The organism is Streptomyces lateritius, assembly GCF_014649715.1.
Classification (GTDB): Bacteria; Actinomycetota; Actinomycetes; order Streptomycetales; family Streptomycetaceae; genus Streptomyces; species Streptomyces lateritius.
Window position 1 is genome coordinate 302,649 of the sequence record NZ_BMTO01000008.1, and the last position, 13,108, is coordinate 315,756.

Genomic DNA, 13,108 nt, shown 5'->3' on the forward strand with positions numbered 1-13,108 from the left:
CGTGACCACGGCAGGTCCGGGCACGGAGAAGGACGACGAGCCGGGGTTCGAGCCGTACGACTTCCTGCCCGCCGCCTGGGAACCGACTCTGTCGCCCCCACCCCCGCTGCTGCCCGGACAACCGTCCTCGGTGCCCTCGTCCGACGAGCCTTCCGGCCCCGGACGCGCGGAGGCGCCGGAGACCGTGGAGCCCCCGGCGCCGTCCGCCTGACGTTGCCTACTTGGGAACCCCGAAGGGCTCCCGGAGCGGCTCCGGCAGCAGGTCGTTGCAGGCCAGCTGGCCCGCGTGGGTCAGGGCGTCGTCGGCGCACGTGTAGAAGTCGCGGTAGACGAGCTGGAGGGTGAAGCTGCCCGCGACGATCAGCAGGGCCAGAGCCCCGGCGACCAGGCCGCTGACGGCCGCCGTGCGCTGCGCGCGCGCCGGAGCGGCGGCAGCGGCGGCGGCACCGACCGCCGACGCGGTCTCCGTCTTCGTCGCGGTCACCGTCGCTGCCGTCGTGGCGGTCCCGGCCGCCGGCGCGGCCGCCGTGGCCGCCTTCGGCTTGGCACGCAGGGCGCTCACGGCCCAGTAGAGAGCCAGCGCGCCGAGGAGCAGCGCCAGTTCCTGGATCTCGAAGATCGCGAAGAAGAACGCCCACATGCCCGAGAGCAGCGCGTACCGCGCACGCCGCTGCGCCGGGTCGGTCGGATCCCACTTCGGCCCCGGCTTCTGGCCCTGCTCAGGCCCGCCCTGGCGCTCCGGGCGGCGCCCGAAGCCGTCCGAGGAGCGGCCGGGCTGGCGGCTGCTCCAGCGGCCCCGGGAAGTCCCGGATGAGCCGGACGGCGAGTCGTCGTCCGAGCCCTCCGGCCGCCGCGGCTGCCACGGCTGGTCCGGCTGCCCCTCGGGCGGCGGCGCGAACGGATTGTCGTCGTCGGTGGACTGGCGTTCCGGCATCTGCTGAACGTCTTCCCTCTGTCGTCTCAACTGCTGTCTCAACTGCCGTCTCAGGTGCTGTCTCAACTGCTGTCTCGTCTGTCGTAGAACCCAGACGCTACCCCCCGCCCACGCCCCCGTCCCGTGGGGGCCGTCCGGTGTGCCGGTATCGTTGCTGACCGTCGGGCCATTCGTAGGGTTCCCCGTATCGAGGGGCACGATTCGTTCGTACGACCGTACAAACACCACGGAAAGAGTGACTCAGTGGCCGCCGCCCGCCTCGTCGTCCTGGTATCCGGGTCCGGCACCAACCTCCAGGCCCTGCTCGACGCCATCGCCGCCGACCCCGAGGGGTACGGGGCGGAGATCGTCGCCGTGGGCGCCGACCGCGAGAACATCGCCGGTCTGGAGCGGGCCGAGCGTGCCGGGCTGCCCACCTTCGTGTGCAAGGTCAAGGACCATCCGACGCGCGACGCGTGGGACCGCGCCCTGACCGAGGCCACCGCCGCGTACGAGCCCGACCTCGTCGTCTCGGCCGGCTTCATGAAGATCGTCGGCAAGGAGTTCCTCGCCCGCTTCGGCGGCCGGGTCGTCAACACCCACCCGGCACTGCTCCCCAGTTTTCCCGGTGCCCACGGAGTGCGCGACGCACTCGCGTACGGCGCGAAGGTCACCGGATGCACCGTCCACTTCGTCGACGACGGTGTCGACACCGGTCCGATCATCGCCCAGGGCGTGGTCGAGATCCGGGACGAGGACGATGAAGCCGCTCTCCATGAGCGCATCAAGGAAGTCGAGCGCTCGCTGCTCGTCGAGGTCGTGGGGCGTCTGGCCCGGCACGGCTACCGCATTGAGGGACGAAAGGTAACAATCCCGTGACCGCCGAAGGTACGAAGCGCCCCATCCGCCGCGCACTCGTCAGCGTCTACGACAAGACCGGCCTGGAGGAGCTGGCCCGCGGCCTGCACGAGGCGGGTGTCTCCCTCGTCTCCACCGGCTCCACCGCCTCGAAGATCGCCACGGCCGGCGTGCCGGTCACCAAGGTCGAGGAGCTCACCGGCTTCCCCGAGTGCCTGGACGGTCGCGTCAAGACGCTCCACCCGCGCGTGCACGCCGGCATCCTCGCCGACCTGCGCCTGGAGGACCACCGCAACCAGCTCGCCGAGCTGGGCGTGGAGCCCTTCGACCTGGTGATCGTGAACCTCTACCCGTTCCGGGAGACCGTCGCCTCCGGAGCCACCCCCGACGAGTGCGTGGAGCAGATCGACATCGGCGGCCCGTCCATGGTCCGCGCCGCCGCCAAGAACCACCCCTCCGTCGCGGTCGTCACCAGCCCCGCCCGTTACGACGACGTGCTCACCGCGGCCCGTGAGGGCGGCTTCGAGCTCGCCGCCCGCAAGCGCCTGGCCGCCGAGGCCTTCCAGCACACCGCCGCGTACGACGTGGCCGTCGCCTCCTGGTTCGCAGACGACTACGCCGCCGCCGACGACAGCGGCTTCCCCGACTTCCTGGGCGCCACCTACGAGCGCTCCGACGTGCTGCGCTACGGCGAGAACCCGCACCAGGGCGCCGCGCTGTACGTGGACGGCACGGGCGGTCTGGCCGAGGCCGAGCAGCTGCACGGCAAGGAGATGTCGTACAACAACTACACGGACACCGACGCCGCGCGCCGGGCCGCGTACGACCACGACGAGCCGTGCGTCGCGATCATCAAGCACGCCAACCCCTGCGGCATCGCGATCGGCGCCGACGTCGCCGAGGCGCACCGCAAGGCCCACGCCTGCGACCCGCTGTCCGCGTTCGGCGGCGTGATCGCGGTGAACCGTCCTGTCTCCGTGGCGATGGCCGAGCAGGTCGCCGAGATCTTCACCGAGGTCATCGTGGCCCCCGCGTACGAGGACGGCGCCGTCGAGGTCCTGGCCAAGAAGAAGAACATCCGCGTCCTGCGCGCCGAGGGCGCCCCGGCCAACCCGGTCGAGGTCAAGCTCATCGACGGCGGCGCCCTCCTCCAGGTCACCGACCGTCTCCAGGCGGACGGCGACGACCCGGCGAACTGGACGCTGGCGACGGGCGAGGCCCTCTCCGCCGACGAACTGGCCGAGCTGTCCTTCGCGTGGAAGGCCTGTCGCGCGGTCAAGTCGAACGCGATCCTGCTCGCCAAGGACGGTGCCTCGGTCGGCGTCGGCATGGGCCAGGTCAACCGTGTCGACTCCGCGAAGCTCGCGGTCGAGCGCGCGGGCGAGGAGCGAGCCCGGGGCGCGTTCGCCGCGTCGGACGCGTTCTTCCCCTTCCCGGACGGCCTGGAGATCCTCACGGCGGCGGGCATCAAGGCGGTCGTGCAGCCGGGCGGTTCGGTGCGCGACGAGCTGGTGGTCGAGGCCGCGAAGAAGGCCGGCGTGACGATGTACTTCACCGGCACGCGCCACTTCTTCCACTGACCTGACCTCACCTGACCTGACACCGGTCGGGTGTGATCGAGGACGGCCACTGCCGGTACCGGAAGGTACCGGCAGGGGCCGTCCGCCCGTTTCAGCCGCGCAGGGTCTCCGCGGGCGCGATGCGCGAGGCCGCCAGGGCCGGGTAGACCCCCGCCAGCATGCCCACCGCGAGACCGAGCAGCGGCCCGGCGGCGGTGAGCGCGGGGTCCAGGACCACCAGCCAGCCCTTCGCCAGCGCCGTACCGGCCGTCACGTCCACTCCGACGGCCGTGCCCAGGACCCCGCCGATCAGGCCCAGGAGACCGCACTCCACCAGGAACTGCGCCGAGACCGCCGCCCGGCCCGCGCCGACCGCACGGCGCAGCCCGATCTCGGAGCGGCGCTCGACCACCGACACGTAGGTGGTGTTGCTGACGCCGAGCGCGCCGATCAGCAGGGACACCCCGGCGAGTCCGAGGAACAGCGCCCGGGTCTCGCTCTCCACTCCGCCGCGGAAGGAGCCGAGATCGGCCGGCACGATCGCCGCCAGCCGGTCCGGCCCCTCGGGGTGGAGCGCGAGCGGGGCTTCCAGACCGACCTGCTGGGCGGCGCCCAGTTCGGTGCGCAGGACCGCCTCGGTCGCACCGAAGACCAGCTGCCGGCCCCCGCCCGTCTCCGCGCCCGCGCCGCCCGCCCCGTCCCCTGCCGAGGCCGCGTCCTCCGCCGCTGCCGGCGGGCGGTTGAGGACTCCGCCGTCGGCGGCGCAGGAGGCGTACGGGACGACGACACTGCCGGTCAGCCGGGCATCCCCGGCCGGGGCCCGGAAGCTGCCGATCACGGTGAAGGGGCGGCCCGCGAGATGGACCGAGGGGGCCGCCTCCGGGGTCTGTTCGAGGAGCGCGTCCAGGCCGAGCGCCTTGGCCGCCACCGTGTCCACCACCGCCACGGCGTCACCGCGCGCCATGTGCCCCGCGTCGGGCAGCCGTCCGGAGCGGGCGGTGACGCCGAGGGCCGCGAGGGCGCCCTCGTCGGCGGCGAGGACGCGCAGCTCCTGCGGGGTGGACCAGTCGTAGCGGGGGCCGAGGGCCGAGACCGACGGACGTTCGTCGGCGGTGCAGAGCAGCCCCGCCGACCGTACGCCGTTCAGCTTCCGCGCCCGTACCGCCGCCTCGTTCGTGGGCCGTGCCGCCTCGTTGTGGAAGCGGACGGTCACGGCGGTCGCCTTGAGGGCGTCGAAGCGGCCGGACACGGCGTCGGCGGCGCTCGCCGTGATGCCGGTGGTCGCCAGCGCGGCGGCGATGCCGAGGGCGATGCCGAGGACCGTCAGGACGGAGCGCAGTCGTCGGCCGAGGACGGCGTGGACCGCCTGGATCACGATGTCCGTGAACGCCGTCCCGGTCCGTTCCCGCCGGCCCCGCCCGCCGCGGGCGCCACCGGGGCCGCCCCGTTCAGACCACATGTCCGTCCACGACCCTCAGTTCCCGGTCCGCCCGCTCGGCCACGTCCCGTTCGTGGGTGACGACGACGACGGTGCGCTCGGGGGTGACGAGCGCGCGCAGCAGCTTCATCACCTGGTCGGTGTTGGCCGAGTCGAGGTTTCCGGTCGGCTCGTCGCACAGCAGGACCGACGGCTCGTGCACGACGGCCCTGGCCAGCGCGACCCGCTGCCGCTCCCCGCCCGAGAGCGTGGTGGGACGCGCGGAGATCCGGTGCCCGAGCCCCACCGACCGCAGCGCCCGCTCGGCGCGTTCGCGCCGCTGCGCGCGCGGGTGGCGGGTGTGCACCAGCGGCAGCTGCACATTGCGCAGGCAGGTCAGGTACGGCACGAGGTGGAAGGACTGGAACACGAACCCGAGCCGGGTCGCGCGCAGCCGGGTCCGCTCGCGCTCGCCGAGCGTCCGGACGTCGACGCCGTCCATGGCGTACGTGCCGCCGCTCGCGGTGTCGAGCAGGCCCAGGATGTTGAGCAGCGTGGACTTGCCCGAGCCGGAGGGGCCGGTGATGGCCACCATCTCGCCGGTACGGATCTCCAGCGTCGCGTCCCTGAGCGCGGTCACGGGGGTGGCGGCCGGGTACGTCTTGGAGACGCCGCGCATCGCGATCACCGTCCGAGGCGCGCGAGGTTCGTGGGTGGGGGCCTCAGCCAAGACCGGCCTCCCGGTAGGCGTAGCCCACGAGCAGCCGCGCGCCCTTCCTGAGGGCGGGATCCGCGCCGGTGACCGCCGCCCGGCCGCCGACCGTGAGGGCCACGTCGACCGGGACGTGCCGGCGCCGCTCACCCTGGACGACGGTGACCGAGACGGTTCCGGCGGGGTCGGTCCACAGTGCCGAGACCGGGACGACGAGGGCGTCGGCCGAGCTGCCGCGACGGACGGCCTCGACCTTGACCTCGCTGCCCAGGGCGGAGTCCGGCACCTTGCCCGCCACGTCGAAGAAGGCGTGCCGCGCGGTGCCGGTCGACACCCTCGCGTACGTGGCCTGGAGCGCCGCCCCGCCGAGGCGGTCGCCGGAGACGGTGGCGCGGGTGCCCTGGGGAAGGGTGGTGAAGTCCGGCAGGGCGGTGCCGGTCACCGGGATCCTGATCTGCCAGCGGCCGCCGGTGACGGTGAACAGAGGGTCGGAGGCGTTCGCCCCGACCCGGCCGGAGACCTCGCCGACGGTGGCAGGCAGCGAGCCCATGAAGACGACCTCGGACATGGGGAGCGTGACGACGGTCCGGCCGGCGGCTGGCGGCGCCCCACCGGGCGTACCGCTGGTGCCGCTCGTACCGGTCACTCCGGTGCCGCCTCCGCCCCCGCCCCCAGGCGCGGAGTCCGTGCCGCCGCCCTCGGCTCCGAGCAGCGGCCGGTATCCCGCCCGCCGGTACAGCCGCTTCAGGTCCCGGGCCGTACGGTCGTCGAAGGTGCCGGTGACGGGAGTGCCGTACAACTGCTGCAGGGCCTGTTGGAGTTGGCGTACGTCCGGTCCCTGCATGCCCTCGCTCAGGTCGCGGTAGGCCGGGAAAGCGCCTTCGAGGAGGAAGAGGGGGCGACCGGAGATCTCTGCTCCGAGGGCGCCGTTGCCGAGCTTCTCGCCGGGTTTCACGGAGAGCCGGGTCACGACCTGGCGGGCCGCTCCCCCGCCTGACTCGGGGCCGCGCACGACGAGGCTGGTGCTGCGGCTCAGGACGCCGTCCCAGGTCCTGCGGTCGACCAGCGGCCCCGCTTCGGCGGGCACGGTGACGCTGGAGCGGGGCGGGGCGGCGGCCGAGGCGGCGCGCTGCTCGGGCGTACGGGCCTGGGAGGCGGCGAGCCAGGCGCTGCCGCTCGCGGCGAGCGCCACGACCACACCGGTCGCGGCGGCGATCCGGCCCCAGCGGCGCCGCGCGGCCGGGCCGCTCTCCCCGCCGATGGGCGCGCCTTCCGACCTGCGGTCCCCGCCGCCGATCTCCACCTCAGGACTCCAGCATTTTCTGGGCCTTCTTCTGCGCCTCTGTCAGGATTTCCTGATAGGCGACGAGGTCGGCCTCGTTCTTGACGTAAAGGGCGCTCAGTGCCCTCTGATTCGCCGTACGCCAGAACACGTCGTACTTCGAGGTGTCGGCGCACTTCGCGTCGGCTTTCGCCTGGGCGATCTCCTTCTTTCGGCCGGTTTCCACGGCTGCCGCGTCAAGGTTCTTTCCGGCGTCTTTTCCGCCGTAGTAATCCTTGACCTTCTTCACCGCGTCGGTCGGTGATTTGAGTCCGGGGTATCCGGCCTTCTCCATGCAGGAGGACCAGCTTCCGACGGCTTTGAGGAAGGCGTCGGACTGTTCCGCCTGGCGGCCGGCCTCGTGGCGCATTCCGTTGTCGGTGAGCCACATGAGGCGAAGGTACTTCGGCATGTCGCCGTAGAGCTTCTTACGGGTTTCCCCGATGCAACCGCCGCTCGGCGAGGAGAACTTCCCCTCCCCGGTCTCGTAGCTGACCAACTGGTCGGGGTCGCCGTTCTTGGCCAGGGAGTACCGCTGCTTCTCCCCCTCTGGCAGGTCCCGCCAGGGGCCGGGCGGCTCCTGCAGCGAGTTCTCCGGCTGCCCGCTCCCGGTGTCCGGCGCTGCGCCGTAACCGCGCTGCGCGGCCTGCTCGGAGGTGGGGGAGACGCGCCCCTCGGGGCCGTCGGCGCCGTCGGCGTCCGGCATGGCCACCGGGTCCGGCGGGTGCACGGTGAAGCCCTGGGCGACCATGCACTTGGTGGTGATCCGCAGCTCCAGCGAGCCGACCTGGCGGGCGAGTTCCTTGGCCGAGTTGAAGGCCGAGGTGGCCTTGGCGGCGCTCGCCGCACCCGGCGCCGCTCCCGGCGCCGCGTCCGGGCCGCCGGACGGGTCTCCCGCTCCGTCGCGGCCCGCGTCGGAGCCGGAGCCGCAGCCGACGAGTACGGTCAGAGCGGCGGCGGCCAGGGTGGCGCCGATCCGGTGACGGGGGAACATCTGGGTCCTCTCAGAGCTATGGTGGGGGGCCGGACGCCTCCCCCTCCTGCGATGAGGGGGAGGCATCCGGCTGTTCACCGTGGTGCGAAGACGCGGTCCGCCGGCCGGCGGGTCAGCACCAGCTGGTGCCGTCCCACTTGTGCGAGCGGCCGTTGTCGTTCTGCGAGCTGCTGCCGCTCGAGCCCAGCTGGTATCCCGGGTTGAAGCAGGTGTTCACCGTGGAGTAGTTGGCCAGGGCGTACACCTTGACCGTGACGCTCCAGCGGTTCTTCCAGGAGCTGTCGTTGTCGTAGATCGCCGACTGGTCGGACCAGTTGGCGTCCGCCCCGCTGAAGCGGTACATCGGGTAGTTCGTGTTGAACTCCCGCGCCTGATAGACGCAGAAGTTGCCGTCGTAGCAGTTCCGGTCGACAGCCTGGGCGGGAGCCGAGGCGACCATCGTCAGACCGGCCGCGGCCGCGGTGCCGAGAACGGCGGAGATCATTCTGCGCTTGACCATGTGCTCTTCCTTTCACGTGCCGTGAGTGGGAGAAACGGGTCTTGCCGGTCGAGGAAGTTAGCACAGCGATTCAGGGCTCCGGACGGAACTTTTTGCTCCGCAGGGCGGGTTCGGGCCACGCCGTGGAAATGTGGCCGAAATATCGCGAGGTGATCGAATGATTCCGCTCGTGACGAATCAGTGAGCGAGCACATCCGCTCGGCGTGCAGCCAGTGGGAATCGCGGACAGGCGGGGTGTGCGTGGGAGTGGAGTGGTGAATTCCAACTCCGGTCAATGTGACGCGCGTCACACTCTCTTGATCTTCTTTCGGGTTTCCCCTTCCGCGCGGGTTTGACCGACGATTCCGCCGGTCGGGTCCTCTCTGGTCTAATGGGTTGCTCTTTTGTCGGCGGCTGGTATGTGGGGGCGCGGTGTTGGATGTGCAGAGCGGGGCCGTGGCGGAGACCTCCGCCCCGAAGGCAGGCACCGGGCCGCCCGACGGCCCCCCCGCGGAGGCGCCGCTGCGCCCCTACGTCCTGGTGGCGGGCGTGCTCTGCGCCCTCTACTTCCTCTACTCCTGGGTGCAGTACGAGCAGTTCCGTACGCCCTCCTGGGACCTCGGGATCTTCAACCAGTCCGTCAGGGCCTACGCCGGGTTCCGCGCTCCGATCGTCGACATCAAGGGTCCCGGGTTCCTCATACTCGGGGACCACTTCAGTCCGGTCACCGCCCTCCTCGCGCCCCTGTACTGGATCTGGTCCTCCCCGCTCGCCCTCCTCTTCGCGCAGGCCGCCCTCTTCGCCGCCTCCGCCGTCGTCGTCGGTCGCACCGCCCAGCAGGTGCTCGGCAGCCGGGCCGCCGGCCTCGGCCTCGCGATCGCCTACGGCCTGTCCTGGGGCCTCCAGGAAGCGGTCAAGTCCGACTTCCACGAGATCGCCTTCGCCGTCCCGCTGCTCGCCCTGGCCTGCCGCGCCGTGCTCCTGGGCCGCTGGACCGCCGCCGTCGCCTGGTCCGCGCCACTCGTCCTCGTCAAGGAGGACATGGGGCTCACCGTCGCCATGGTCGGCGCGGTGCTCTTCCTGCGCGGCGCCCGGCGCCTGGGCGCGGCCCTCGCGGCCTTCGGCGTGGCGTTCTTCGCCCTGACGGTCCTGGTCCTCATCCCGGCCGCGAGCCGGGTCGGCCAGTACGACTACTGGGCCAAGATCGAGAAGTCGAGCGAGGGCGCGGACGTCTCCTTCGCGCAGGCGCTGGTCACCTCGCTCGGCTCCGGTGTGAAGTGGGAGATGCTCTTCTTCCTCGTCGGCGTCACCGGCTTCCTCGCCCTGCGCTCCCCGCTGATGCTGCTCGTGCTGCCGACGCTCGGCTGGCGCTTCCTCTCCCAGGACCCCAACCACTGGGGGATGATCTGGCACTACAGCGCCATCCTGATGCCGATCGTCTTCCTCGCCCTGGTCGACGCCGTCCGCACGGTCCGCACCTCCCCGCGCGCCCTGCTCGTCTCGTACGGGAAGGTCGTCGTCCCCGTCGTGACGGCGGTCGCGATCGTGCTCGCCCTGGAGCTGCCGCTGCGGGATCTGCTGCGCTCGGAGACGTACCGTACGGACGCCCGGACGCTGGACGCCCGGCGGGCGGTCGACGCGGTGCCCGACGGGGCGAGCGTGGAGACCAACGTGACGCTCATGGCGCATCTCACCCCGGACCACACGGTCTACTGGGTGGGCGGGGCGAAGGGCGTCAGCCCCGACTACCTCGCCCTCGATCTGAACTCGGGCTGGTCCCAGCCGGTGACGGACCCGGTGCGGCTGGCTTCGCAGCTGCACCCGGAGGCGCCGTACGAGGTGTCGTTCCAGGCGGGACAGTTCGTGGTGCTCAAGCGGAGCTGAGCCACGCGGGCAACGCCGAAGGGGCCCGGTTCTCGGAGAACCGGGCCCCTTCGGCGTGTGGATCAGTACTGCTGCTGGTGGCGCCGGAACCAGGCCGCGCCGTCCGCCTTCGCGAAGAAGACGATGATCAGGATGCCCATCACAAGGCTGATCAGGGCGAAGACGTTCGCACCGATCAGGTTGACGAGGCTGCCCAGCGTCACCAGGGAGCCGTAGACGATGCCGGAGATGCGGATGCCGTTGCCGCCGGAGCGGGTCTTGGCCGCCATCACGATCGCCCACACGCCGAAGGCGAGCGCGATGATGCCGAAGACCACCATGATCCCGGTGAAGGCGGCCGCGGCGTTGTCGCCGTCGCTGCCCAGCTCACCCGAGTCGGCCATCTGGTCGGCGAACCAGCCGCCGGCCGCGACCATGACGATGGCGCCGAGCACCTGCAGGACGCCGAGGATCCACAGCATCACGCGGGCCGCCTTGACGCCGCCCGGCATCTCCATGGCGGCACCCGGGTAGCCGCCGCCGTACGGCTGCTGGACCGGGGGAGCCTGGGGGTAGCCGTACTGCGGGGGGACGCCCTGCGGAGCCTGCTGCGGGTAGCCGTAGCCGGGCTGCTGACCCTGCGGCTGGCCGTAGCCGGGCTGCTGGCCCTGCGGCTGGCCGTAGGGGTTGTTCGGTTCGCCGAAGCTCATCGCGGGTTTCCTCCGTGGGATCGTGCGGGGACGACGCGGCCCGCGCGGAGGAACTTGCACGACATATGAGCGATTTGCCCCCCGGCACTGCCCGCGGCACTGCGCCGTCATCGTCGTCGTACCACGGACTTTTTGTCCAGTCGGAATGCCGGGAGTTGTGCAGGTGCAATCTCTGCGAGTGCCGGTCCGGTCATGTGGGCGGGGCCGTGCGCGGCCGAATTGGAACAAGCGAGGGGTCATCCGGGAGGATGGGTCCATGAGCGCCCAGATTCTCGATGGCAAGGCCACCGCGGCCGAGATCAAGTCCGATCTGACAGCCCGTGTGGCGGTTCTGAAGGAGAAGGGCATCACGCCCGGCCTCGGTACCGTCCTGGTCGGCGACGACCCGGGCAGTCAGAAGTACGTCGCGGGCAAGCACCGCGACTGCGCGCAGGTCGGCATCGCCTCCATCCAGCGCGAACTGCCCGCCACGGCCACCCAGGAGGAGATCGAGGCGGTCGTACGCGAGCTCAACGAGGACCCGGCCTGCACGGGGTACATCGTGCAACTCCCGCTCCCCAAGGGCATCGACGAGAACCGCATCCTGGAGCTGATGGACCCGGCCAAGGACGCGGACGGCCTGCACCCGATGAACCTGGGCCGCCTCGTACTGAACGAGCCGGCGCCGCTGCCCTGCACGCCGAACGGCGTCCTCACCCTGCTGCGCCGCCACGGCGTGGAGATCAAGGGCGCGGAGGTCGTGGTCGTCGGACGGGGAGTGACCATCGGCCGCCCCATGCCGCTGCTGCTGACCCGCCGCTCGGAGAACGCGACGGTGACGCAGTGCCACACGGGTACGCGCGATCTGTCGGCGCACCTGCGGCGGGCGGACATCATCGTGGCGGCCGCCGGTGCGGCGCACCTGATCAGGCCGGAGGACGTGAAGCCGGGGGCGGCCGTCCTCGACGTCGGCGTCTCGCGCAACGGCGACGGCAAGATCGTCGGCGATGTGCACCCGGGGGTCGCCGAGGTCGCCGGCTGGATCTCGCCGAACCCCGGCGGCGTGGGCCCGATGACCCGCGCCCTGCTCCTGGTCAACGTCGTGGAGGCCGCGGAGCGCGCGGCCGTGGCGCTCTGACATGACCTCCCCCACCGAGGACCCGCGGCCGGAGCCGTCGGCCACCACCGACGGCGCCTCGGCGGCCGAACGCCCGCGGCGCCCCCGCCGCGCCGCCGCGGCCCCCACCCCGCCCGCCGGTGAGCCGCGTCTCCGCGCCGCCGGGACGGCGCCCCGACCCGGGTCGAGCCCGCGCTCCCGTGCGAACACCACGCCTGAGGGCGGGGCGGAGGCCTCCTCGGCCGGGAAGAAAGCTCGAGCCGGCCGGGAGGCACAGACCCGGCCGGAGGCTCGAGCCGGGACTCCGGCCAAGGCCAGGCCGGAGGCAGACGGGGCAGAGGCCCAGCCGAGGCCGGCAGCACAGGCCGTGCCGGCGAAGGCGGAAGCTCGGGCGCAGGCCCAGCCGAGGCCGGTGGCGCAGGCCGGACGGGAGGCCCGGGCCGGGACCAAGGCCACAGCCGGGCCGAACGCGGAAGCTCGGCCGGAGGCCACGCCCGGGCCGGTCGCACAGGCCGGGGCAGTGGCTCAGGCCGGGCCGGTGGCACAGGCCGGGGCAGAGGCGCCTGGCGTCTCCCGGGCTGGAGACCGGGCGCGGACGGAGGCTTCCGCAGCGTCCGGGGCAGGAGACCGGGCGCGGACGGAGGCTTCGCCGGGGGCCGGGGCCGGGGCTCGGACGGTGCCGCCTGTCGGTACGCGCTCGCGGCGGCCGCCCAGCATGACCACCGACACCGCGCGCCCCGAAGGGGGCGGGCGGGCCGCTCCCGGGGATGCGCCCGCGCCGGCGCGGCAGTGGCCCCTGCTCACGGTGCTCGGCCTGGCCGCGCTGGGGTTGCTCGTCGTCGGGACGGACCTCTTCCCGCAGTCGTTCCGGGTCGGGGCGGTCCTCGTCGGGCTCGCGCTGCTCACCGGAGCCGGGCTGAGGCGCGCGCTGCCGTCCGTCGGGATGCTCGCCGTGCGGTCCCGGTTCACCGACATGGTCACGTACGGGCTGATGGGCACGCTCATCGTGCTGCTCGCGCTCATGGTCCAGCCCGACCCCTGGCTGAGGATCCCGTTCCTGGAGGACATCCTCCATCTCACGATCACCTGATCGCCGGTCGATCGCCCGGCACGACGACGGCGCCCGTCCTCTCCCCCGAGGGAGGACGGGCGCCGTCTGCGATCAAGGGTCATGTACGCGCCAAGGC

Annotated in this window: 12 protein-coding genes and 1 pseudogene; 6 read left to right on the forward strand and 7 right to left on the reverse strand. The window is 72.3% G+C overall.

Going from position 1 to position 13,108, the window contains the following annotated elements; all coding sequences use genetic code 11:
- A pseudogene (locus IE136_RS18720) lies at positions 1 to 211 on the forward strand (hypothetical protein); the annotation flags it as partial.
- 6 nt (positions 212 to 217) lie between these two features.
- Here IE136_RS18720 and IE136_RS18725 read toward each other — a convergent pair.
- Complete coding sequence (locus IE136_RS18725; RefSeq protein ID WP_158989576.1) at positions 218 to 934, reverse strand: hypothetical protein; 717 nt, start codon at positions 932 to 934, stop codon at positions 218 to 220.
- 243 nt (positions 935 to 1,177) lie between these two features.
- On the opposite strand from IE136_RS18725, the gene purN reads away from it, so the two are divergent.
- Together purN and purH are read left to right on the forward strand one after the other, a co-directional pair.
- A complete protein-coding gene (purN, locus tag IE136_RS18730) occupies positions 1,178 to 1,792 on the forward strand; it encodes a phosphoribosylglycinamide formyltransferase (protein ID WP_158989578.1) in 615 nt (204 codons plus the stop codon).
- On the forward strand, positions 1,789 to 3,351 hold the full coding sequence (purH, locus tag IE136_RS18735; RefSeq protein ID WP_189600895.1) for a bifunctional phosphoribosylaminoimidazolecarboxamide formyltransferase/IMP cyclohydrolase: 1,563 nt from the start codon (positions 1,789 to 1,791) through the stop codon (positions 3,349 to 3,351). Before purN ends, purH begins: the two co-directional genes overlap by 4 nt.
- A gap of 91 nt (positions 3,352 to 3,442) precedes the next feature.
- Here purH and IE136_RS18740 read toward each other — a convergent pair whose 3' ends face one another.
- The 5 genes from IE136_RS18740 to IE136_RS18760 all read right to left on the reverse strand — a co-directional run bounded on the left by IE136_RS18740 (position 3,443) and on the right by IE136_RS18760 (position 8,273).
- Complete coding sequence (locus tag IE136_RS18740) at positions 3,443 to 4,789, reverse strand: ABC transporter permease (RefSeq protein ID WP_189600896.1); 1,347 nt, start codon at positions 4,787 to 4,789, stop codon at positions 3,443 to 3,445.
- Complete coding sequence (locus IE136_RS18745; protein ID WP_229818943.1) at positions 4,779 to 5,477, reverse strand: ABC transporter ATP-binding protein; 699 nt, start codon at positions 5,475 to 5,477, stop codon at positions 4,779 to 4,781. Before IE136_RS18745 ends, IE136_RS18740 begins: the two co-directional genes overlap by 11 nt.
- On the reverse strand, positions 5,470 to 6,762 hold the full coding sequence (locus tag IE136_RS18750) for an efflux RND transporter periplasmic adaptor subunit (protein ID WP_189600897.1): 1,293 nt from the start codon (positions 6,760 to 6,762) through the stop codon (positions 5,470 to 5,472). The genes IE136_RS18745 and IE136_RS18750 overlap by 8 nt, the downstream gene beginning before the upstream one ends.
- 1 nt (position 6,763) lies before the next feature.
- A complete protein-coding gene (locus tag IE136_RS18755; RefSeq protein ID WP_189600898.1) occupies positions 6,764 to 7,774 on the reverse strand; it encodes a hypothetical protein in 1,011 nt (336 codons plus the stop codon).
- Positions 7,775 to 7,886: 112 nt separating this feature from the next.
- The gene (locus tag IE136_RS18760; protein ID WP_158989590.1) at positions 7,887 to 8,273 is read right to left on the reverse strand and encodes a peptidase inhibitor family I36 protein; all 387 of its coding nucleotides are present in this window, start codon (positions 8,271 to 8,273) and stop codon (positions 7,887 to 7,889) included.
- Between the two features lie 435 nt (positions 8,274 to 8,708).
- On the opposite strand from IE136_RS18760, the gene IE136_RS18765 reads away from it, so the two are divergent.
- On the forward strand, positions 8,709 to 10,136 hold the full coding sequence (locus tag IE136_RS18765) for a DUF2079 domain-containing protein (protein ID WP_229818944.1): 1,428 nt from the start codon (positions 8,709 to 8,711) through the stop codon (positions 10,134 to 10,136).
- 62 nt (positions 10,137 to 10,198) lie between these two features.
- On the opposite strand, the gene IE136_RS18770 is transcribed toward IE136_RS18765, so the two are convergent.
- A complete protein-coding gene (locus IE136_RS18770) occupies positions 10,199 to 10,825 on the reverse strand; it encodes a hypothetical protein (protein ID WP_158989594.1) in 627 nt (208 codons plus the stop codon).
- Positions 10,826 to 11,081: 256 nt separating this feature from the next.
- On the opposite strand from IE136_RS18770, the gene IE136_RS18775 reads away from it, so the two are divergent.
- Both IE136_RS18775 and IE136_RS18780 read left to right on the forward strand, forming a co-directional pair.
- Positions 11,082 to 11,942 (forward strand): bifunctional methylenetetrahydrofolate dehydrogenase/methenyltetrahydrofolate cyclohydrolase, encoded by an 861-nt coding sequence (locus tag IE136_RS18775; RefSeq protein ID WP_189600900.1) that lies wholly within the window; start codon positions 11,082 to 11,084, stop codon positions 11,940 to 11,942.
- A gap of 694 nt (positions 11,943 to 12,636) precedes the next feature.
- Positions 12,637 to 13,011 (forward strand): DUF3017 domain-containing protein, encoded by a 375-nt coding sequence (locus tag IE136_RS18780; protein ID WP_189600901.1) that lies wholly within the window; start codon positions 12,637 to 12,639, stop codon positions 13,009 to 13,011.
- Positions 13,012 to 13,108: the final 97 nt, after the last annotated feature.

Excerpts from the sequence above, each read along its gene's own strand:
- IE136_RS18725 (WP_158989576.1), bottom strand. The coding sequence starts at position 934 with ATGCCGGAACGCCAGTCCACCGACGACGACAATCCGTTCGCGCCGCCG.
- IE136_RS18740 (WP_189600896.1), bottom strand. The coding sequence starts at position 4,789 with ATGTGGTCTGAACGGGGCGGCCCCGGTGGCGCCCGCGGCGGGCGGGGC.
- IE136_RS18755 (WP_189600898.1), bottom strand. The coding sequence starts at position 7,774 with ATGTTCCCCCGTCACCGGATCGGCGCCACCCTGGCCGCCGCCGCTCTG.
- IE136_RS18760 (WP_158989590.1), bottom strand. The coding sequence starts at position 8,273 with ATGGTCAAGCGCAGAATGATCTCCGCCGTTCTCGGCACCGCGGCCGCG.
- IE136_RS18770 (WP_158989594.1), bottom strand. The coding sequence starts at position 10,825 with ATGAGCTTCGGCGAACCGAACAACCCCTACGGCCAGCCGCAGGGCCAG.
- IE136_RS18775 (WP_189600900.1), top strand. The coding sequence starts at position 11,082 with ATGAGCGCCCAGATTCTCGATGGCAAGGCCACCGCGGCCGAGATCAAG.
- IE136_RS18780 (WP_189600901.1), top strand. The coding sequence starts at position 12,637 with ATGACCACCGACACCGCGCGCCCCGAAGGGGGCGGGCGGGCCGCTCCC.